At 63.0% G+C, this 22,549-nt stretch carries 10 protein-coding genes; all 10 read left to right on the top strand.

What is annotated here, in order from left to right:
• Positions 1–2 precede the first annotated feature (2 nt).
• From Q1A44_RS19900 to Q1A44_RS19855, 10 genes are read left to right on the top strand one after another with little or no spacing between them, the layout of a single operon-like run.
• Positions 3–782, top strand: coding sequence for a hypothetical protein (locus Q1A44_RS19900; protein ID WP_299628755.1), 780 nt, complete (start codon positions 3–5; stop codon positions 780–782).
• Positions 779–1,195 (top strand): GPW/gp25 family protein, encoded by a 417-nt coding sequence (locus Q1A44_RS19895; protein WP_299628753.1) that lies wholly within the window; start codon positions 779–781, stop codon positions 1,193–1,195. Before Q1A44_RS19900 ends, Q1A44_RS19895 begins: the two co-directional genes overlap by 4 nt.
• Positions 1,185–3,182, top strand: a complete 1,998-nt coding sequence (locus Q1A44_RS19890) for a putative baseplate assembly protein (RefSeq protein WP_299628751.1) — start codon at positions 1,185–1,187, stop codon at positions 3,180–3,182. The genes Q1A44_RS19895 and Q1A44_RS19890 overlap by 11 nt, the downstream gene beginning before the upstream one ends.
• A complete protein-coding gene (locus tag Q1A44_RS19885; protein ID WP_299628749.1) occupies positions 3,179–5,368 on the top strand; it encodes a phage tail protein in 2,190 nt (729 codons plus the stop codon). The genes Q1A44_RS19890 and Q1A44_RS19885 overlap by 4 nt, the downstream gene beginning before the upstream one ends.
• A gap of 13 nt (positions 5,369–5,381) precedes the next feature.
• On the top strand, positions 5,382–7,868 hold the full coding sequence (locus Q1A44_RS19880; protein ID WP_299628747.1) for a hypothetical protein: 2,487 nt from the start codon (positions 5,382–5,384) through the stop codon (positions 7,866–7,868).
• A gap of 19 nt (positions 7,869–7,887) precedes the next feature.
• A complete protein-coding gene (locus tag Q1A44_RS19875) occupies positions 7,888–9,681 on the top strand; it encodes a hypothetical protein (RefSeq protein ID WP_299628745.1) in 1,794 nt (597 codons plus the stop codon).
• A gap of 24 nt (positions 9,682–9,705) precedes the next feature.
• Entirely contained in the window at positions 9,706–11,799 is a 2,094-nt protein-coding gene (locus Q1A44_RS19870) for a hypothetical protein (protein WP_299628743.1), read from the top strand.
• Positions 11,796–13,466 carry a hypothetical protein gene (locus Q1A44_RS19865; RefSeq protein WP_299628741.1) on the top strand — a complete coding sequence of 557 codons (1,671 nt, stop codon included), beginning with the start codon at positions 11,796–11,798 and terminating at the stop codon, positions 13,464–13,466. The genes Q1A44_RS19870 and Q1A44_RS19865 overlap by 4 nt, the downstream gene beginning before the upstream one ends.
• A complete protein-coding gene (locus Q1A44_RS19860) occupies positions 13,463–15,475 on the top strand; it encodes an ATP-binding protein (protein WP_299628739.1) in 2,013 nt (670 codons plus the stop codon). Before Q1A44_RS19865 ends, Q1A44_RS19860 begins: the two co-directional genes overlap by 4 nt.
• Positions 15,476–15,480: 5 nt before the next feature.
• A complete protein-coding gene (locus tag Q1A44_RS19855; RefSeq protein ID WP_299628737.1) occupies positions 15,481–22,548 on the top strand; it encodes a hypothetical protein in 7,068 nt (2,355 codons plus the stop codon).
• Position 22,549 lies beyond the last annotated feature (1 nt).

Here is a 22,549-nt window from a genome sequence, read left to right as displayed (position 1 = left end):
CGATGTTGCACACCGATACCATACCTGTCCCCGAGGATCTGAAGCGGTTGATGGCGCTGCCTGCCTGTGCCGATCTGTCCTTTCCTCAGGTGGGCGACATGGGGCTGAGCCTGCCCAATGGCGGCCGGATCGAGGCGATTGCCGATTTGACCAATGGCATTCCCAGCGACTGTTCGCTGGCGACCAATGTTCTTGTGCAACTTCAGCCCTTTTTGGTCAGTATCGAGTGTGTTCTGAAAATCCTCGGCCTGTTGCAGCCGCTGATTGATATCATCGGCGGTCTGACTTCCCCGACGGACCCGTCGGCGGTCGAAAAGATGGCCAAGGCCGCGCCCAAATTCGCCAATGCGGCGGCGGACCTCTTGCCCTGTTTCGGAATGCTTGTGCCGGGGGCCGGCATCTTCAACTTTGTGCGCGATTTGCTGCGCTTGATCATCGCGGTTCTGAAATGCGTGATCGGTAGCCTGAAAACGGTTCTGGGCGTCATGAAGGGCATCAGCCTGCGCCTTGAAGCGGCAGAAGCCGCTGGCAACACCCAATTGATGGCCGTGCTGGAATGCGCTCAGGAAAACGCAGCCAATTCGGCCGCTCATGCGCAGGCGTCACTTGGCCCGGTGGTGAACATCATGCCGATGGTCACCACATTCCTCGAAATGGCTGGGATTTCGTTCGAACTGCCCGAACTGGGCGACCCCGAAGACGCCGAAGCGCTGGAAAAGACCGTCAAGAAGCTTGAGGACACCGTGACAGTTCTCGAACAGTTGATCGAGGCGGTGCCATGAGGACGTCGCGCGCATTTCTGGGCCAAGGGTTTGCCTTTCCACTTCGGGTCACGCCCAACGGGGCCATTGCGACGGCCAATGAAGAACAGTTGGTCCAGCAATCCATTTGGCTGATCCTGGCCACCTCCAAGGGCGAGCTAAAGCGCAACCCGACCTTTGGTTGTGGCATCCACGACTACGTCTTTTCCGACATTACGCCCGCAAACATGGCCCAGATTGCCCATCAGGTCCGCGACGCCTTACTGCGTTGGGAGCGTCGGATCGACATTGTCGACATCTCGGTGACCGAAGGCGATGCGCCCAACCAGCTCATGATCGGGATCGACTACCGCCTGCGCGCAACCCATGCCGCCGGGAACCTGGTGTTCCCTTTCTATCTACTCGACGAGGGAGGTGCCGGCCGTGCCACTTGAAGCCCCGAACCTGGACGATCGCCGCTATGAAGATATCGTGGCCGAGATCGTGCGCCTCAAGCCTCGATTTCTGCCGGAATGGACAGATACGAATGACAGCGATCCCGGTATGGCGCTCGCCAAGCTTTTTGCCTGGATGACGGACATGACCCTCTATCGGCTCAATCGTGTGCCGGACCGGGTCTATGTCAAAATGCTGCAAATGTTGGGGATCGAACGGATTCAGGCCAGCCCCGCGGGCACTGTCGTGCAATTCACCGCGGCCCGCGTTGATGTGTCTGAGATTGTGATTGCGGCCGGCACCCAGATTGCGGCGGGTGGCGACGCGGACGGCCCTGTCGTATTCGAGACGACAGAGGCCTTGCCGGTTTTAGGCACGCGGCTCAGTGCAGTGCAATTGTGGGATGGCTTCTCTTTTTCGCAAGCGACAGTCGCGGCCGAGGCGGATGGGCAGTCTTTTACCCCCTTCGGTCCGCGCACGCGGGCCGGTGCTGCCTTGATGCTGGGTTTTGCCGGGTCTGCGGGAATGACGAACGGCCCCATCCACCTTTATCTCCGCACTTCGCGGCTGGAGGAGGCGCCGCTGCGCGAAAGTCGTACGGATCCAGCCAAAATCTACGACTTGCCGCCCCCGGCAGAGCTGGTGTGGGAGTATTTCGACGCAGCCCATTGGCAACCCATGACTGTGCTGCGGGACGAAACCACCGCTTTTACCCAAGACGGTTACATCGTCCTGCGCGGCCCAGGGGTCAGCGCCAAAAAAGCGCGGCGCGGCGATGTGGGCGATCCGCTCTATTGGATACGCTGCCGTGTCGTCGATGCCAGTTGGGAAAAGGCCCCGCGACTGGACGCCATCCTGTCCAATTGCGTGCAGGCCCGCCAGCATATCTCTTTGCGGGCAGAGAACGTAGGGCGGAGCCTGGGCGTGCCGAACCAGACCTTTACGCTGGCCCGAACGCCCGTGCTGCCGCGCGATGAACCCGAGTTGCACGTGACGGCAACGGGTGATGTGGTGACGATCCCATCCGTGCGGCTTGAGGTAGACGAGGGCGAAGGGTTTCAGCCGTGGCAGGAGGTCGAGGATTTCCATGCCTCCGGCCCCGAAGATCGCCATTTCACCCTCAACCATGCCACGGGTCGGATTACCTTTGGTTCAGGGGAAAAAGGTTTGATCCCAGCGGTTTACGCGCCTGCTACGGGCGTGGGCAATATCCAGGCAGCAGATTACAAGTCCGGCGGTGGGCGTCGCGGAAATCTGCCGGGCGGTACGATCACCACGATCCAGAGCCACTTGCCCGGGGTGCAAGCAGTCACCAATCCGTTCCCGGCCACCGGCGGGGCAAATGAGGAAAGCGTGAACGCGGCCAAGGCCCGCGCCGCTTCGGAAATTGCGGCCAACGGGCGCGCTGTCACGGCCATTGATTTTGAAACGCTGGCCTTGCAGGCTGGCGTGCGCCGCGCCCATGCGATGGCTCTGGCCCATCCGCGCTATCCCGGCATCGAAATTCCAGGTTCGGTGACTGTGATCGTGGTGCCTGATGGCGATGCGCCCAACCCGATCCCCAGCGCGCATACGCTGGCCAAAGTGGCGACGCATCTCGACAAGGTGCGCCTTGTATCGACCGAACTGCATGTCGTTGCGCCGACTTATAACGAGGTCAGTATCGAAGCCGATATCGTTGTGGGGCGCACAGCCAATCCCGAAATGGTGCGCGAGGATCTCGAAGCGCGGTTGAATGCTTTTTTGCACCCGCTCACCGGAGGCCAAAACGGGCTCGGTTGGCCGTTTGGCGGTGACATCTACTATTCCGACATTTACCGCCTCGTGATCGAGACACGCGACATTCTGCGGCTGGCCGATGGGCAACTGGCAATCCGCGTGAATGGCGAGCTTGCTCCATTCTGTCGAGATATCCCCATCTGCCCGGGCGAGCTGGTGTTTGCCCGTGATCACACCCTGACGCTCTTTCCGGAAGGACGTGGATGATGGCCGTTCAACCCAGTTTCCGTCTTGACCCGCTGACCGGATGGCGCGCGGCAACCAGCACCGGGTTGGTGTGGAATGCGGATGGCTTACGGCTCGCGCAGCGGCCCGGGACCTTGCGAGCTCTGAACGATCCCAGTGGCGATTTGGGCGGTCGCGCCATGCCGCGCAAAGCGGCGACCGGACCGGGTGGGCAGATCTATCTGATCACCGCACGCGGCAAGCTGGTTTGGTACGACCCGTGCGTCGAACGTTTCGCGCCGATCCCTTGCAGGCAGGGCAAACGGCTAGGTCTTTTGGAACCCCGTGCCCTGACTGTCACCCGGTCAGGCGAACTTCTGGTTCTCGACAAACGTACGCGTATGGTCTCAGCCATATGTCTTCTGGATTGGCGGATCAAGCGGCAGTGGGGGCCTTTTGCAGTGGCCGATGGTGCACTCCAACCGCTTAAGCCAAACCAGGGCATTGACCCAACAAGCGGGCAACCGGACGGCACGCTGGACTTGCCCGACAATGTCTGGAATCCGGTCGATATCGCCGCATTGCCGGGCGGGCGGATCGCAGTCAGCGAGACTACGACTGGTACGATCGCCTATTTTGATTGGCGCGGTTGCCTGATGCGGACAAGTGATGGGGCAAGCGGCCACTTTGCACCGCTGCAAGGCCCCGATGCCTTAGCTGTTGGGTCAGATGGGGCGCTCTTTGTGCTCGAAACTGGCTGTCCATCGGTGGCACGTTTGGATGAAGAGGGTCAGATTATCGCACGGAGCGCGGACCCCGAAATGCTGCCCGACCCGATTGAGGCGGGCGCGCTTGCCGTGGACCGTGATGGAACGATCTGGGTCTCGTCGCGCTTGCAGGGGGCGGCCCGGCCACACTGCTGTGCCCCCTCGGGTCGGATCGACACGGTGTCACAAGATCGCCTGATCCCGGTGGACTGCGATGTTCTTGCCTTTGACAGCGACGGTCGCGCCCTTGTCGGCTCGCGTCTGACCCCCTGTTTGCAACGTTCGGAGCAGGTGGCGCGGCTTGAGGGCGGCGTTGCCCGGTTCGAGCGATTGGACGGTGGACGAGCAGGCACCGTTTGGGACCGCGCGCGATTGGCGGCAACGATCCCTGAAGGCACGGCGTTGCACTTGCTGGCTTATTCCAGCGATGCGGCTCTGGACGACGTGACACTTTCTGCGCTGCCCGACAGCGCGTGGGTTCAAACCCCGCTGAACGCACTTAATGGCGAGGCTGTGGCCGCGATCCGCACGCCGCCCGGACGGTATTTGTGGCTACAACTTGAACTGGCGGGCGACGGCGTGCAGACCCCCGAGGTCAGTGCGATGACGGTGACCTATCCGCGCCGATCGTCCGCGCGGCACCTGCCTGCCATCTGGTCGTCCGAGCCGCAAAGCGCAGATTTCCTCCAACGGTTCATGATGCTCTTTGACGAGGTGCGCGCAGATACGCTGGAGCCGCTTGATAAACTGGCTGCATACCTTGATCCGATGGCGACGCCTGCGGCCGAGGCCGACACCCACGGCGACGATTTCCTTGGCTGGTTGGGCGGCTGGATCGGCCTCGCGCTCGATCGCAAATGGTCTGTCGCGCGGCGGCGCAAATTGGTCGCCGAGGCCCCGAAACTCTTTCGGATCAAGGGCACCCTCGACGGACTGCGTCGCCATGTTGAAATCTATACCGGCATCGCGACCAAGATCGTGGAACACTACAAACTGCGCCGCTGGATGACCCTGGACGAAAGCGTGTTGGACGGGGCTGGCACCCTATGGGGCCCTGATCTGGTGCGGCGGCTGGAGTTGGATGGCTATTCCGAGATTGGGCGGTTCACGCTGGTCGATGGGGGCGATCCGCTGACCGATCCTATCGCGGCCTTTGCGCATCGTGCCAGCGTCTATGTGCCCGTCACAGACGCATTTACAGACACCGATCTGGCACAGCTAGAGGCTGTGGTGGAGGCCGCGCGGCCCGCCCACGTAGCCGTGGATATTCGGGTCATGCGGCCGCAATTTGTCATGGGCTGCGACACTCTGTTGGGCGTGAACACGATTTTGAGCACACCGCCCGAAACCGCAACTGCCGACCACTCCATTTTGGGTGACGACATCCGCCTTGCCGGACCGCCCCATGCATTTTCACTAACCCCAGGCACCCGTCTGGGGATCGACACAACCCTCAAGTGACCAGGAGCCTGCCATGACGCACGGATGCAAACCGGTCGAGTGCCCAAGCTGTGATCCTCCACAGCTGGCCCGAAACACGCTGTTTGACGGAAAACCGATGAGCGCCAAGGACTTCCTTGACGAACAGACCTATTTTCTGGGCAAGGACAGGCGCCACAACCAGTACCTGCATGGGTGGGGAACGGCCTGTGGTCTAAAGGTACACGAGCATCCCAATCCCGCCTGCCGCGAACAGTTTGTGGTGGTCGAGCCGGGGTACGCCATTGATTGTTGTGGCCGCGAGATTCTGGTGCGCGAGCCGGCGATGATCGACCTGAGGGCGCTGTTTCTGGACATGTGGCGTGCACGGAATGGGTCTTCGGAGATGCAGGATGACGCGCCCCATCGGGTCAGCCTGATCCTGCGCTATGCCGAGTGCCCTACCGAACCTGTGCCTGCGGTGTTCAACGGTTGTGGTGATGATCAGGCCTGTTTGCCAGGCAAACTGGTGGATGGCTATCAATTCGAGATTGCCTTGGACCGTCCGGTTCAGGATCTATCTTACGGCCTTGAGACCATCGACTGGTCTTCGACAAACAACATTGACCGGGCCACGGCAGTTGCCGTCGATGATGCACGGTCCCGCGTTTACGTTTTGACGGGCGAGGCCCCTTCGGAGCTTTTGGTGCTGGACAGCACAACCGACGCCATCGTTGGCAGCGCTGGGTTTTCCGGCTGGCAGGGGCGTGACGTGGCCTTGTCTGCGGATGGTACGCGTCTGATGGTGATGCTGGTGCCCGAAGGCGGTGGGGATGCTGGGATCGCGGTGCTGGACACTGCTGACATCGCGGCGGTCCCGATCCGCACTCTCGCGGCGGCAGGAATCGGCGAAACGGCATTCATGTCGGTCCTCGCAGGTGACCGCCTTGCCTTGGCCTCGGCTGACGACGCGACGCTGCGGGTTTGGGAGGACGATGTGGGCGCTGCCGCCGATCCGTCGGCCCCGGCCGAGATTGCCCTGCCGCATGCTGTGGCAGGTCTGGTCTCTGGAGCAGGGGGCGCCTTCGCCTATCTTCACTATGGGGATGCGGGGTTGATGAGCGCGCTGCGCCTGTCTGATCTGTCCCTGATTGATATGCCCTTGGCGGATGCGGGCAGTCGGATCGCCATGGCCGCAGGATCAAGTCGCGACGGCACTGACATGCTGGCCCTGGCCGACACGGCCAATGATCGGATGCTGCTGGTCTCTGTCACGCCGGATGCCGCAGCGGCGAGTGACCGATTGACAGCGCTTGGCGCGCCGGTCACCGGTTTGTCGGGTGTGCCTGTGGACGGTGTTTTCTCCGCCGGGGGCAATTGGCTTTACCTGCTCTACCGCAATGCGGCGGATGAGGCGCAATTGCGCTTGCTCTCTGTCGCGCGACTGGTGCTGGGTACAAGCCCGGTGCTGAGCGGGCCGATCAAGGCACCGCAGGACGCCCGGTCTGTGGCCCTGACCCATGACAAGCGCTTGTTGGTGGCCTTTGCTGGCGATGCCGTGGATGCCGATCCACGGGTACCGGGCGGTTTGGCCGAGTACATGATCAGCGCCGAACGCTGCATTGATCGGCTTGATGATGTGCTGGACCCGTGTCCCACTTGCGAGGCGGATGATGCCCTCGTTCTGGCCACGATAGAGGCGTACCGCTGGGAAGATCCCTTTACCGATGGCGTCATCGACAATCGGGCGGAGCGGCGCTTGTTACCCTCCACGAGCCTGATCGCTGAAGTGCTGGCCTGTATTGCCGAAAACGGGGGCGGCGCGGCAGGCGAGCAGGGGCCGCCCGGCCTGCCCGGTGCAGATGGCACCGACGGTGCGGATGGCGCCGATGGCCAGGATGGTCAAGACGGCACGAATGGAGCCGATGGTGCAGACGGCGTCGGTCTACGCGAGGACCTGCCGCATATCGTTGGCATCAACTGGACCCATAACAGGCGCGCCCCCCTTAGCCGGGATGAGGTCAGCCGGATCGAACGGGACGGGCTGGTCATTGCCTTCAACATGGACCGCCCCGTTCTGGCTGAAACCCTGCATGAACAGTCAGTGCAACTGCTTCTGCGCAGTGGGCCGCACCGCGAGGAAACACGGCTGCGCACCTATTGCTATTGCAATGTCGATGTCGTGATCGAGCCTGTGATCGTGGAGGCCGAGTGCGGAGCGGGCTTTGATGTGCCCCGCGAGGCGTCAAGCGACACGGCCGTGACCGGCGTCCGTATGCGCCCACTTGGCCCCAACAACGAACCTGTCCGGCTCCCTCCCGGGGATTACCGCGTGGTGCTGGAAGGGGATCACATCCTGGGTGCCAAGGAGATCGAGGTGCCTGATCTGGGCAATCCGGGGGCCACAGTCGTTGTGAACCCGGCCCTGGACGCCAACCATTTCGCCCCCGGCCTTCCGAACCGTTGCCCCACCGGTGACGGCGTCGAGGGGGGCCGTTTCCTCAGCTGGTTTACCGTCGGTGACGGTTCCGACCGCGGCTAGACCAAAAGGAGCAGGAAAGATGTCGATGACAAACTGTAATTGCGACACCCACGACCCGTGCTGCTGTGCGGCCTGTGTCGGACTTGAGACGGCGGAGCGCCCGCTTTTTGGCACCGGGCAGACCCTGACGGCGGCGGACTTGACGGCCTTGCAGGACTATGTGCAGACCAAGAACCGGCTCCACAACCGTTACCAGCATGGCTGGGGCGTCGTCTGTGGGCTTGAGGTGCTATGCCATGACTGCGAGGGGTCGGTGACGATCCGCCCAGGCTATGCCATTGACCCGTGCGGGGACGACATCGTGGTGGCTGATGCCGTCCGCTATGACGTGATCGAAGCGATCCGGGATTGCACCCGGGTGGCCCGCAAACGGCCCAGAGATTGCGACCCGTGGGTGCCGCCTCGGGACGACGGCTGCGGAGACGCACTCAGCCATTGGTGCATCGCGCTGGAATATCGCGAGGTCCAGACGGCAGTGGGCCAACGCCTGACGACAGGTGGATACGCATGCGACACCATTGGCAAAGGTGGCGGTGTGTCTTGTGGTTGCGATGGCGATTGCGGTGGCGGCGGGTCTTGTGGGTGCGGCAGTACAACCCGCACCAAACCTGTGACCAATTACAAACCAAGCACGCTTGCAGCCAGCAATGCTTGCGCCCCGCGCCGGGTCCGTGAATGTTTTGACGTGACGCTGATCCCGCGCAAGGAACCCTGCGCGCCCAGTTTTACCGGTCAGGGTCGTGATACAATCGGAGTTGCCGACAGGCAGCCTCTGGGCCTCATCGGAACACTCATTCCCGAAAAGTCGCTTTTGCGAAATATCCTTAACTGCGTGATCAATGATGTGCAGACGGTAACCAACCGGCTGACCAAACAGGACACCGTCGTACTATCGCAGCTGTCGGGCGGGACGCCCAGCCAACTGGCAGCGAGCGATCTGAACCTGGACGACGTGCATCTGGCGTTGTGCCATGTACGGGCCGCGGTGCTGGAGGTGCTACAGGACGACCATGGCTCTACCCGTTGTCAGCTTTTGCGGGCCACGGCCGAGGTCAAGTTGGCGCCGCCCGCCACCCAGACCAATACGGCCGAAGGCGAAAACCGCGCGGATTACATCGCGCGAGCACAACAGATGTCTGCCGACCTCGTGGCGGCGTGGGTGCAGGCAATCCTTGACTGTATCTGCCGGGCCTTCTTGCCCAAATGCCCCGACGATCCCTGTGACGCGCGGGTGGAACTGGCCTGTATCAGCGTCAAGAACGGCAAGATCCTTTCGATCTGCAATCATAGCTGTCGCAAATATGCGGGTGCCTTCCCGTCAACCTTCTACTGGATGTCGTTGATCCCGCTCATCCCGCTGTTTGCCCGGGCGCTGGCATCACTGTGTTGTCGGCCTGACCTGCTGCGCCGGAACTCGCCCTTGGTGAACGATTTGATGCCTTTGCTGGACCAGGTGGACCCCTCGGGCAAGCTGCGCCGCGAGATCACCAAAGACGATTTTGCCCTTCCGCGCCGTTATGTGGCGATGGCGGCCAAATTCTCGGACACGCCAATCCTGCCCACGATCTCGGCGCAGTTTGAAAAGGCCGCGGCAACCGTCGTGGCCCCCAAGAAGCCGGACACAGAGGTCATGACCCCTAAGGTCGAGGACGTGCGCAAAGAGATCGAGGCGCTGCGCAAGGAAGTCACAGCGATGCGCGCGGAAATGGCACCGATCACCAAGCAACAGCCCCGAACAACGACCGCAACCACTACCAAGCGCCGCACCCCAACCAAGGGCGCCACCAAGGCGACCAAACCCCGCAAGGGCTGACCCCAACCGACACAGGAGCACCCGATGAGCAAGGACAGCATCGAACGGATGAACTATTTCCAGTTCCAGCAGGTGGGTGCCGAGGATTTCCGGCTGGAGCAGCAATACCACCGCGATGCCCGCGCCCGGCACGATCTGGGGCCGCACACATGGGGCATCGTGCAGGGCTGCGAGATTGTCGAGACCCCGCGCGAAGGCGATGATGGTTTTGTCGATATCAAGGTGCAGCCGGGGCTGATCGTGGATGGTTTCGGTCGGCGGATCACGCTGCTTGATCCCGTGGCGGTTCCGCCCGAACTGTTTGCCGTTTTCAATTCCGAACGATTGTTGGAGTTGTGGATCCACTATGACGAAAACGCCCGCCGCGACGTGGATGATGTACGCACGACCATCTGCATCGGCGATACGGCCTATAGTCGGGTGGTTGAAACCTATCGCTTTATCGTAGGCACTTTGACGACCGAACATGACCCGCTGATCGTGGGCGGGCTGGAGGCGAAACCGGCTCTGGCCGACGGCTCACCGGACGGGGGGGCACCGGTGCTGCCCTGGGACAAATCCCTACCTGCACAGGACTTTCCCGATCCGCGATCATCAGGCTTTTGGCCCATCCGGTTGGGCAGCGTGCGTTGGGATGGGACCGTGGGCAAGTTTCGCCCTGTCGTTTTCCCGGTTGACCTGACCACGGGGCGCGTGAACGCGGGCTTTATCGGTGGGTCGCTGTTGTCTGATCACGGCACTTTGCGCGTTGCGCCGCGCACACCCCATTTGAGCGGCCCGGACGCTGAAGACTTCGCCACGGTAGAAGGGCGGGTAACGATCGAGGGCCGCGTGATCGGCAAGGCGGACGCCTATCTGCATGGCGGCATGCTCAGCTTTCAGTCGGTGGGTGGGAGCGACGAAACCGTGCCTCTGACACTGCGCCGGGTGCCCGATGCCGTGGGCAGTGGGGCGGATTTGCGTGCCCAGATCGGCGAGGACGACGCAGCGCTGAATGCGCGACTGACCGTTGGCACGGGGCTTGAGCCCTATGACACCGATCCGGCGGCTATTGTCGTGTCCATGCGCGCCGACGGGATGGTCGACATTCCAAATGGGCGGTTGCGGTTCACCGACAGCGCGCGCCAAGCGATTGATCTGGGTGTGCCCAGCGATCCTGAACCCAGTCAAAAAGGGATCGGTTGGCAAGGGCCCAGTTTCTACTCCCGGACCGGCAACAGTTTCTACTGGTATCACCGAGGCGCACATGAGCCAGGCGTGGGTGATCCGGGCACGGATGGGGAACAGCTGATGCGGCTGACCAGCCAGGGTGCCCTGGAGTTCGGTCAGGATTACCGGCAGGTCCTCAATTTCGAGATGTCGGGACAGGAAAGCGGGATCGGCGTGCAGAACAACACGCTTTACGCTCGGTCGCGTCGGAATTTTGCCTGGTATCGCGGCGGCGGCCATGATGATGGCGCCCTGTCCAACGGCGGGGGCGCCACAGCGATGACCCTGGACAATGCCAGCAGGCTTACGGTCGAAGGCGGGGTGCGGTCTCGCGGCCGGATCGAGACCCATGGTCAAAGGGTCGCCTTTCTGGACACCAATGGAAACGAGGACGGCGATCCTCTCGAGATTTACCGCCACCGCTCAGGAAATGAGGCGCACCATCTGCGGGTGCGCATTGGCAATGATTCTGGTGGCCTCGACCGATTTGTTGTCGGACCGGAGGCTGCGGGATTTACCGAACAATTCTGGGTCGACAATCAGGGCGATGGTTTTTTCGGGCGTGATGTCGAAGTCACCGGGGGGCTGACCTCGCGCGGGCAAGACGTCCTGGTCGACGTGATCACGGGCGAGGTCAATCTGAACGAAAGTGGCGCAGGCTCTGGCATCCATTCGCTGGAGGTCGTCACTTCGCGGATCACCAATGTGGGTTCGGCCCAGCTTATGGTGGGTTTGTCAGACATCAGCAACGCGGGCCCCGCCATCAATGCGCGCTGGCGCGTGCACTACACGAACGGCACCCATTCGGTGTCGAATGGTAACCGCGTGACCTTTCCGGTCCATTGGCGGATCGAAGATTCCGACGGCCGCCTGAACAGGTTCTCTTATGTCGCGGTTCTGATGCCATGACGGGTGCGGCGCGCCTGACTGCGTCTGAAGACGCGCGGGCCAGTTTGAGAGTGGGTGCACTCGAGCTGAAGCTTTTTCATCATGGGTCGGGCTTGCCGCCAGCCTTGCCAGAAAAAGCGGATATTGCCACGGCTCTGCAAAAGGTCCTGGACAACTGCCTTGACCCCAACGACCCCAGCTATTGGGTGGTACGACGGATGACGGTGCGCTTTCAGGCAGAGGCGGGGCAGGGCGTGCCTCATCTGGTGGCAGGCTTTGCAGCGCAACTGCGCGATCAGATTGCGGGCCTGCTGGCCGGTGAAGTCATTGAGGGCGTGCGTAGGTATGACACCCGCGCGGCTTGGCTTGCTGCGTGCCTGTGGGCGCAAGCGGACGGAACCGCAGCACATCAGTGGCAATTTGCACGCTATCGCCATCATGCGGCTCTGCCGCCCGCAGACGCCGTACGCCTGACCCTTGCAGCCGAGCCCGACGTCGCGCTGCCCGCGCTCGCCCTGATCGCCCGCGAAGACCGCATGCGCCTTTTCTGCACGCGCATTGGCGACGTGGGGTGTCGCGCAATTTTGCGCGTGCTTCTGCCTGCCGTGCGCGGGCAGCGGCCAACGCTGTCACCCACGCTGATGGCACGTTTGGTGCACGAACGCACCGCGACGCCGAAACGCTCTTTTGGCGCGGCTTTGACGGCCTTGGTCGATGTTGCATCCACAGAACCCCATGCGCCTATGCCAAGCTTTGCCGTGGTCGAACGTGCCATCCGTCTTGCAAGCGAGGCGGAGAATGCGGGCGCCGTGACGTACGTTGAACCGGTGCCCAGCGACAGTGCACCAATGCCAAAAACAGACACAGAACCTGCGCAGGCACACTCCGTCAAACCAGAAACACGGCCCCAAAGGATATCGAGCGCCAGCCCGCAAGGCGCACCCGAACTATCCGCTGGCATCGAAACTGGCTTTGCCGGTGTCTTTGTCCTTTGGCGGTCCGTCATGGAACTCAAGCTGGTAGACCTTTTACCAGCGGGCGATGCGGCAGGTCCGGCGCGGCTGGCCCTGGCCGCCGCCTTGGCGGGCCGTGCCTATCACGAGGCGTGGAACGATCCCGCGTTGCACTGGTTGTGTGATCACGTTCCCAAGGACTATGCTATGCCCGATCCGCCGCCCGACCTGGCGGCCCGCTTTGCCGTCCATTTTGCCGCGCGCCGCCACCCATTTCCGGTTGTCCCCACCGTGACGCGGGTCGGACGCCTGAGCATCGTTCAAGACCGCCACACGCAAGACTGGCTGTGGCTCGGGGACGGACGCCGCGCGGACCGCTTGATCCGACGCATGGGCGCAGGCCCCCAACTACCCGCCCCCGATGCGCGTGATCCGGCCGTCGATTTGGCCTGGTTCGACATACGGCACCGCGCCGCGCGACGGCCTTGGGTTCTGTTGGCGCGGGCAGCTTATGGCGATTTTGCGCGCCGTTTGCATGGTCTTCAGGGGGCGAGTGCAGCTTGGAGTTGGGACAGGCTTTTGGCGGGCTGGGGCAGGCTTGAACCCGGGGGGCCGGCCAGTATTCGCCTGCCGTCAGTGCCGTTGGATCTGGTCCTGCGCATGGGTGGGATGGGTGGCACATTGGTCGAAACAGCGAGCGGCCCGGTCATGCTGCAATTGCCGAGGGCGGTATGATGCGGTTGGACACAGTGCGCACCCAACCCTTTGCCTCTGCCGCGGAACATATCGAGGCCGAATTTCAATGGCTCAATGCCCGCATTGCCGACTATCTGCGACGTCTGGAGGATGAAAAACGCTTCGACGACAGCACTTTGCGCGGGCTGAAGCTGGACACAGACTACGTCATCGCGGGCCTCACGCCTACAGATATTCCAACGCGGTCCGAGGACCCGCTGCGCGAGATCATCGACGCGCGCGCTTCCTTCGCGCCAACACCGCCGCTTTACCAAATTGCAGCGACGTTTGGCTTGGATCCGTTCGAACGAACCGCTCTGATGGTGGCCGCTGCCCCCGCTCTCGACAGCCGTTACCGGTCAGCCTTGGCCATGGCGCAAAACGATGTGACGCGCCATTGCGCCAGTCCCAACCTTATCATAGACATGCTTGCGCCAGATGCGCGTTTCGATGCGCTGGGTGCATTTGCCGACGATGCCCCATTGCTGCGCCACCGACTGTTGGTGCCACTGGCGCCCGGTGTGCAAACGGGCCTGGCGGATCGTGCGCTCGGGGTGGATGCGCGGGTTGCCATGGCGCTTTTGGGACAGGTGGCAGGTGTGCCAGCCGCTCTTTCGCATGCGCTTACGCCGCTTGATCCCGAAGCCGAGGATTGGGCCCCCGATCTTTTGACGATGCTCATCGGCGCGAAACCCGTCACTGTATTTGAAACCCGGCGTGACAGCGGACAACAAGCACTTGCCGCCAGACGCGCAATGCAGCACGGGCAGAGCCTCTTGCGCCTTGATCTGAGCCGTCTGCCCGCCAATGCAGAGGCTGAAAACCTGATCATCTTGGCCGCGCGCGAGGCCATGCTGCGGGGTGCATTTCTATACATCGTTGCGGACGACCTGGCGCGGGACGCCTCTGCCATTTCAGGTGTGACGCAGCTCTTGTCACATGGCGTCCCCTTTGCGCTGTCGGCAGGCACCGACCTTGCCCACCGGATCACCACGGCGGCCCCGACCCGAGTCGAACGGATCGCGCTCAAACCCTTGGAGGCGACCGATAGGTTGGTTTGGTTGCGGCGCACAGACGGTGGGCTAAACGAGGCGGCGCTGACCCGGATTGCCTGGGGCACGCGTTTGGGCCCTGCGGGCATTGCGCGGCTGAACTGGGGGGCCGAGGCACATGACCGCGCGCCGTTGCCATCGCTTTTGCGCCCCGTTCAAGCCCGCTGGACCCGCGATGACCTCGTTCTGTCTGAAACCCTTGCACGCCAGTTGGACGAATTGACCGCCTTTGTCACCAATTGGCCGACGGTTCTGGGCGACTGGGATTTTGTGCATTCCAACCCACAGGCGCGCCACTGCCTTGCTCTGTTCTCCGGCCCCTCCGGCACGGGTAAAACAATGGCGGCCAGCGTGGTGGCGCGCGCAGCGCAGGTGCCGCTTTATCGTGCATCACTGGCCAGTATCTTTGATAAATATCTGGGCGAAACCGAGAAACAGATTGACCGGCTGTTCGAGGCTGCCGCCGAAGCGGGCGTTGCGATCCTGTGTGACGAGGCGGACGCCCTCTTCGGTGCGCGGACCGAGCAAAATGACGCTCATGCCCGTTATGCCAACCTCACCGTCTCGCATCTGTTGCAGCGTATTGAAGAGCATGAAGGGCTGGTGATCCTGACCAGCAACCTACCACGCAATATGGACGATGCCTTTGCCCGCCGGATCGGCCACGCGCTGGCCTTTACGCTGCCGGATGCAACTGGGCGACGCACGCTGTGGCAACGGGCATTTCCCGCGCAGGCCCCGCTGGCCGACACCGTTGATCTGAGCGCCATTGCCGAGACGTTCGAGTTGTCCGGTGGCGACATCCGAAACGCTGCGCTCGCGGCGGCCTATCTGGCCGCAGCCATGGGTACCCCCATCGGCATGCCCCACCTTTTGCGCGCCATCGAACGGGAGTTGTCCAAGGCGGGCCGCACACCCATTGCCGCCGATTTCGGGCGGCTTGACGCCGCGCGGTAGCGGCGATGGTGATCCGCCCTGATCCGGTCAGAGAACAGGCCGCCGCCACGACTTCCACAGACCGGCGGAGCGACTATGTCCGCGGAGCGGACGAGGCGACACAGCGTTATTTGGCGCAGCTCTTGGGCACGCAGGGCGTTGCGCCTTCGCATGACATGGCCTTGGCGGCGCAGCAAAGCATCGGCAACCAGGCGACTGCCGCGCTGCTGTCCGAGCCGGAGGAAACAGCCGACCCGCCAGAACCTGTGGAAGTGGACGCGGATCAGACCACCGAAGACAACGAGGAAGAGGAAGAAGCGGCGCAGACAGAGGCGGGTCGCCCAGCACCCGCTGACCCTGCCGAACCGCTTGCGGTGGAGGATGAAGCCCCAAATGCCAGCGACGCTCCACCACCCAATGACGCGGCGACTGGTGAAGTGGTTGCGCCGCCCACCCCTGCACCGGCGGGTGCCGCACCACGCGGTGGCGGCGTGGTTGTACCCTCTGGGGGCGGCGCGGCCGCTGTGGCACAAGCGGCGCGCGAAACGGCTTCGTCGATACCCGGGCCGCCGCTGGGTGGCGGGGGCGCCACGGCCCGCCCGACGCGGCGGCCACGGCGCAGGCCCACGCGCCGACAAATCGCGGGTCCGCCGCCCGTGCCCCTGGCCGATCCTGAATTTGCCAATGTGCCTGATCCGGTCCAACCCGCCACCGCCGCGATCGAGGTCATCGCCGCGCGCGCCTTGCCCGCCCAAACCATGCCCGACGTGCCCGCAAGTCCGGGCAACAATACCGTTCAAGTGCCCCGCCAGGCTTTGTCACCCGAAGAACAGCGCGCCGTTCGCCGGGGTGCAAGTGCAATGGACGATCTGGAACTGTCGCGCCCCGGTGGCACCCCGACGGCCGAAGAAGCGCAGCGCGGTGAGGCGGCAGGTGCAACGCGTGCGAGACTCATGGCAGTGCGCGAAAGCCTTCTGAACCCCCAAGCGGCTCAGGCAGAAACCGAAACCCCCACAGCGCCAGCCACGCCTGATCCGACCGAAACAGCCGCAGCGCCACAACCGACACCCGCCGAAGGGGCGGAACAGGCCGATGCTCAAGCTGTGGCACCTGACGCCTTCACGGTCGCCTCAGACCCTTTGCCTCCCGCAACCATTACGGTAGCGGAACAAGAGATGTTCACCGCTGTAATTGCCAACCTCAAAGCAGGTGGGCGGGATGCCGCGCAATCCGTGCTGGATCAGATCAAGGGGGGCATGAAAGAATACCCCGGCAATGTGTTGACCCGGGAAAACCCTTCTGAATTGGGGCAATTGGGCAAGGGTCTCGTGCCGGATCTGGTGGCCGATATGGATGGCCGGGTCGAGGGCGTGGCGGGTCTGCTCGGGTCCGCTGGAGCCACGCTGGACGCGGCTGTGGCAGAGCGTCGTCGTGCCCTGGACCGCGAGGCGCAGGCGCGCACGACGTCGCTGCATGCGTCGGCGACAGGTGACCTGCTGACCGTTGAGGACACCGCGCAGGCCCGGCTGGATGATGCTGCCGCCTCGCAGGCGCAGGCGGCTGCCGCCCGACAACAGGCCCGCGACGTCCGACGTGGCAGGGCCCCTGCCATGGGGTTTCGGGAAACAGCCGAGGGGGTCATTCGCACCATTCAGGCCAAGGTCAGCCAGGCCATCGCAGGATTTGAGTTCGAAAAACAGGAGCGGCACGACAAGCTTGATGCGGCCAAGGCCCGGTGGCTCACTGCGGTTGAATTGGCGGCCATGGCCGATCAGTTCGACGCGGAACGCGCACGCGGCCTCACTCCCGGAGCCACCCATCCCCCCGATCTCAGCTGGTCGGCCCGCCGCGCGATCAACCGGATCGTCAGCGCGGCCGAGACGTGGAAAACCGCCCAAAAAACGTTAATCGAAACGCAGATTCGTCAGATGAAAGGGCGCGTGGACGCCACAATCGCCCTCAATATCCGTGATGTTCAGAATGCCGGCGCGGACGCCTTTCGGGCCCTGCGAGATTGGGGCAACACGCAAGACGGGGCGGTCGAAGGCTGGTGGCAAAGCAAGGTCCGGGACCTCGATACCTGGGCCGAAAATGCGACCGATACCGCCAACACATGGGCGCAAACCGAGGCGCGGCTCGCCCGGTTGCAGATGCAGCGCGCCGCCCAACGGGTGCGCCAACGCATCGAAGGGCAGATCGCTCAGAACGCCGACGAATTGACCGCCTATCAGGCATTGACCGAAGGACAGCGGCGCAACTTCGTCGCCCGCAACATCCAGAATTCGACGCAACTGATGCGCCAGATCGGCGCGCCGATCCGGCGCAGCCAAATGGACGCCCAAAAAGCCGGGATCGAACGCCGCGTCGAGGCCGAGCTTTTTGCATTGCCCCGCACCGCGTGGCGCGCGCTCGACAGTGCGGCCAAGGCCAAGAACGGGACGTTCAGCGCAGTCACACGCGCCAACAAAATTCTGGCCGCGGGCTATGACGACAATCTGGGCACCGAAGAGGATGTCATCTTTCGCCAGCTTTCGGGTCTGCGCAAGATTGAACGCCTGGCCCTCACGGCGGCCTATAATCAATTCGCCTATGCAGACGGGCGCGGGGAAAATGCGCTCTACCGTGATCTGGATGGCGAGTTGTCGGGGGATGAGTGGCGCCGGGCCAAAGCGTTGATGCGCGGGGATGAAGGCGAGGCGGCAGCAGAGGCCATTCACGACGCCGTTTACGGGGCAGGCACCAGCGAGGGGCAGATTTTCGAGGCCCTTGAGACTGTGAACAGGTTACCCGAACCTGATCGCACCCGGGCCTTGAAACGAGCCGATCAAGTGTACCGCGAACGCTATGGTCAAAGCCTGGCAAGCCGCATCCGCGAGGACATGAGCGGCTCCGAAGGAGCACGTGCGTTGGCCATGGTTGCGGGCAACATGCGCGAGGCCGAAGCGCATGAAATGCAGATGGCGCTTGGGTCCAGTGATGCAAATGCGGCAGCCGCCGTCTATGCCCGCATCCGTAGTGAGGAAATGACCCGGGCGCGGCGCGAGGGATGGACCCCTGCGCAGTTCGAGGCCGCTGTCTATCGCCGCAACCAGCAAATGAGTGACGCCTTTCAAACGCAATATGCAGGACGGTCCAATTACAATTGGGGGTCTGGCACGGCGCTTGAAAACGCGGTGGGCTATCAGTTTGCCTTTGATGAGGGCAATCGCCACCGGATTCGGGCCTTTCAGGCAGGCGATATGGTCGGGGTGTCGGCGGGCCGGATGCAGGGCGAACGACGCAGTTTTTACGCCGATGACGAGGCGATGGGCAGCGTCGTGACCGCACAATACACCGCCGCCGCCGATATGGTGGCGCTGGAACGCGGCCCCGAACTGCGCCGGGGCGTACAGCGCCGCGTATCCCAGGAGGTCCGCCGCCGTGATGACGCGGGCACCCCCATGACCGCCGAACAGATCGAGAATTACCGCATGGGCCTTGATCGCCAGATGACGGCAACCATGGCGGACGCGGCCTTTGACCGGGCGCGTGGCAATGTGAATGCTCTCGATACCCGGCTCAAGGACCGCTACGGCATCTCGCTCGACACCATGATCAACAACACGATGTCGGACAATGTCTTTGGGCCGGGCGGCGATCTCTCCAATGCCCGTGCCCGGATCGAGATCATGCGCCGCGATGCAAACAGTCCGGGCCGCCCCGAGGATCGGAGGCTGGACTGGGCCTATACCCGCGTGCGCCACAGCATTGAGGGCGCGGGCACCGACATGGCCGAGCTGCGCGGCGGAATGTCCGGCCTCACCCGCGCTGAAATCCAGCGCCTCAATGCCCGATGGTCGCGCGAACACGGGGGCGAAACGCTGCGCTCTGCAATCCAGTCAGATACCAGTGGACGAGACGAAGATGACCTTGTCGATCTTTACGATCACGGCGCGCCCACAACTGTCGCCGAGCAAGTGGACGAATTGCGCCGCCGGTTACAGCGCGACGAGGCCAGCGTCGGGTTGCTGGGCGCCTGGGCGTCAGAATCTGAATCGTCGCGGTCCCGCGAGGAATTGGCCGCGCTGGAGGCGATGGCCCGCCGCATGCGCGACCCCAGCCTGACGCCGCAGCAACGCGAAAACATCACGGCCAGCTTCAACGACCAAAAGGGGCGGGTCAGCACGTCCATACAGGCCCAGAGGGACCGGGTGGATTCCTATGCCGACACCTTCACTACCGTGCTGGGCTATGTGGTCAGCGCCGTGGTCATCGTGGTGGCCGCCGTGGCGACAGTGCTCTCGGGGGGGACCTTGTCGCCTGCGTTGGGGGCAGCCATCGCGCTGAGCGGCTCAATCGTCGGCACGGTTAGCGGTATCGCGGCCAAGGCAGCGATCAAGGGCGGCGCTTACGGCATGGAAGAACTGGGCACCGATATCGCCGTGGGCCTTGTCGATCTGGCGGTGACGATGGCAACGGCCGGCTTGCTCAAGGGTGGTGCGCTTTTACAGAATGCGCGCGTGATGTTGTCGGGGGTGATGCAAGAGGTCAGCGCCATCAGCCGCCAATCCATACGTGTTGGTTTGCGGGCAGCGGCGCAGCAAACCGCAAGGGCCAGTGCTCGGGAGGGGCTAAGCGAAAGCGTCTCGCAGCGGCTGCATGGGGCCGGGCGGCAATATGCTCGGTCGCAAGCCATAGATGCGGCTTCGGCCATCCCCACCACGATGACGGCCAACCTGCTGAACGAACAGAATTGGCGGCATGGCAATGTCGGGGTCAACATCATGCGCGGCACGTTGGAGGCATCGCTGACAAATCTGCGCGACGGCGTGATCATGGGGGCCGCTGGCAATCTTGCTAATCGTGGGGTGCGCCGGATGGTCCACACCGACCCATTCACGCCAACGCAGGTGCATGAACGGAACCTGCGCCACTGGCGCCACGCCAATCCGGGCGCCTCGCCCGGCGACTTTGCCCGCTATGTGGAAAGCTATGCTGCCGCCAACAGCGACCACGCCGATGTGATCCGCAGCGCGCAGCGGCATGCGCGTCGCGCTCTGCTGTCCGAGATCCCGCCACGCGAACGGGGCGCGGTGGCTGATGTGCCGATCATCCATGTGAACGGGGCGGAGTTCAGACGCTACAACGGTGGCAACTTTGGCGATGCCTTTGTCCACGTGCACGAAGGACAGGCGGTGATCATCATCCGCGAAGGGGCGCCGGCCTCTGCCATCGCGGGCATTGGGCCGTCCTTGCGCGACATCGTGGCCCCTGGCACGCGCGGGCGGACCGTCAACCCGGCCGAGGCGTTGCCACAGCGGCTGCGCAACCGCGTCGAGGTATCGGTGGTCAACGATCCCACCTTTGGGGTGGACGAGGTGCGCGCCGTGCCTCAGAGGGACCGCGAAGGCAACATAACGGGGGTGGCCTTGCAGGTGGGCCCGAATGCGCGGGCCATCGACATCCAGTTGCACGTGGGCACGGTCGACGCCATGCGCCGCTATGCGGGCCTGTCGGGTCGTGTTCGCATGTTCATGAACCGCATCGCGCGCCATATGAACCGAACCGTTGTCGATCCCAGCGACATGGGCGCGTGGGAGGCCAACCTGGAGGTCGCCAAACTGCCGCGCATCATCGAAGAACGCATGACGCGCCTGTCCGAACATGGATTAGACCCGCGCCGCCGGGCGCTTGTGCTGGAACAGATTGCGAGCCTTGAGGCGCAGTTCATGCGCGAAGTGGCTCGGGCCGATTTGGGCAGTGCGGCAGAGGCGCGCGGCTATGTGGCGGCAACACCGAAAAGAAAAGCGACCGTCCGCGGCACGGCAGAGGATCCCGTCGCAAAGGCCAAACGGATGCAGGCCATGCAGGAGGCGGCGCAAGTACGCGCGGACCTCGACGAGGCGGTGGAACTGCGTGATCTGCTTCAAGCCGAGATTGACCATATTGATGGCCCGACCGAAAACCTCAAGGAAGTGCTGGATGCGATGGCGGATAACGAAGGGCTACGCGCAGAGATGCGTGGCACCGCCGAGCGTGCGCTCGATCTCCTTATGGATGGCCGCCGTCAGCAAGCGTTTCGCCTGTTGCAAACGCGGTTCGACCGGCCAGCCTATCGCAATCTGACCGGCGATGCGCCTGTCCCATCCTTGATGCGCGCACTTGACGCGACGCTCAGGATGGAGCCGGAATATCAACGTTGGATCGCAGGGCTGGATGAACGACGCCAGATCATTGACGAATCCATCGCCAACCTCATGGACCGCTGGCGAAAAAGCAGCACCTTTGACCACGCAAAGCCCCATAATCTGGGCGATCCGGTGCGCATTCCGTGCTTTGAACTGGGTACGCCGGTTTCGGTTTCCCGTGGGGCAGTCATTGCCATTGAGGACGCCGTGCCCGGCGCCGAAGTTGACGGCTATGAGGGCGTCTTGAACACCGTCCGAGAAGTCATTCGGGGCGAGGCTCCGGTCTGTGTCGAGGTCACGCTTGAGACCGGGGAAGTTTTGGTCGCCACCCGCAGTCACCCCTTTGCGGTCGGACCTGGCAAAGATCACTGGCGCCCGGCCGCCTTGCTCTATCCCGGATTGAAACTGTGCGGCGCCAAAGCGCCGGTAGAGGTCAGCGCCGTCCGCCTATGTGCCAGGCGCATCACAACAGCGAACCTGATCGTCACGCCCGATCATGTGTACCGTGTGGGGCAGGCGGGCATCCTCGTGCACAACGGTTCGGGCGATGCGACCACCTCAAACTGGAAGAGCACGTCCCGGCAGGTTCAACGGATCTATGCCGTGGTCAGAATAGACGACCCGACTGTGATCCTTTATGTCGGCAAAACGAACAAACCGACCGTCCAGGGCCGGTTTGCCGAACACTTGCGGTCAGAGTCTAAGCAGCTTCAAGATGTGCCCTGGACGGCCGAAACACATGAGGTCCGCGAACTTGCGAGCGGCACATGGTCAGATTACGAAACCGCAATCTGGGAAGAGCATTTCATTCGGCAGAATGGGGGCTTGCAGAAAGAACATCCGCGCAGCACCCTGATCAATGACATCCATGCGATCAGCGATGACCAAATCAAACGGCACGCCGATTTGCACAATCCTTGCAGGTGAC

It is taken from the genome of uncultured Tateyamaria sp. (assembly GCF_947503705.1).
Taxonomy (GTDB): Bacteria; Pseudomonadota; Alphaproteobacteria; order Rhodobacterales; family Rhodobacteraceae; genus Tateyamaria.
Note: the sequence above shows the minus strand (reverse complement) of the source record. Positions and strands in the feature narration are given on the sequence as shown.

Excerpts from the sequence above, each read along its gene's own strand:
- Q1A44_RS19900 (WP_299628755.1), top strand. The coding sequence starts at position 3 with ATGTTGCACACCGATACCATACCTGTCCCCGAGGATCTGAAGCGGTTG.
- Q1A44_RS19895 (WP_299628753.1), top strand. The coding sequence starts at position 779 with ATGAGGACGTCGCGCGCATTTCTGGGCCAAGGGTTTGCCTTTCCACTT.
- Q1A44_RS19885 (WP_299628749.1), top strand. The coding sequence starts at position 3,179 with ATGATGGCCGTTCAACCCAGTTTCCGTCTTGACCCGCTGACCGGATGG.
- Q1A44_RS19880 (WP_299628747.1), top strand. The coding sequence starts at position 5,382 with ATGACGCACGGATGCAAACCGGTCGAGTGCCCAAGCTGTGATCCTCCA.
- Q1A44_RS19875 (WP_299628745.1), top strand. The coding sequence starts at position 7,888 with ATGTCGATGACAAACTGTAATTGCGACACCCACGACCCGTGCTGCTGT.
- Q1A44_RS19870 (WP_299628743.1), top strand. The coding sequence starts at position 9,706 with ATGAGCAAGGACAGCATCGAACGGATGAACTATTTCCAGTTCCAGCAG.
- Q1A44_RS19865 (WP_299628741.1), top strand. The coding sequence starts at position 11,796 with ATGACGGGTGCGGCGCGCCTGACTGCGTCTGAAGACGCGCGGGCCAGT.
- Q1A44_RS19860 (WP_299628739.1), top strand. The coding sequence starts at position 13,463 with ATGATGCGGTTGGACACAGTGCGCACCCAACCCTTTGCCTCTGCCGCG.
- Q1A44_RS19855 (WP_299628737.1), top strand. The coding sequence starts at position 15,481 with ATGGTGATCCGCCCTGATCCGGTCAGAGAACAGGCCGCCGCCACGACT.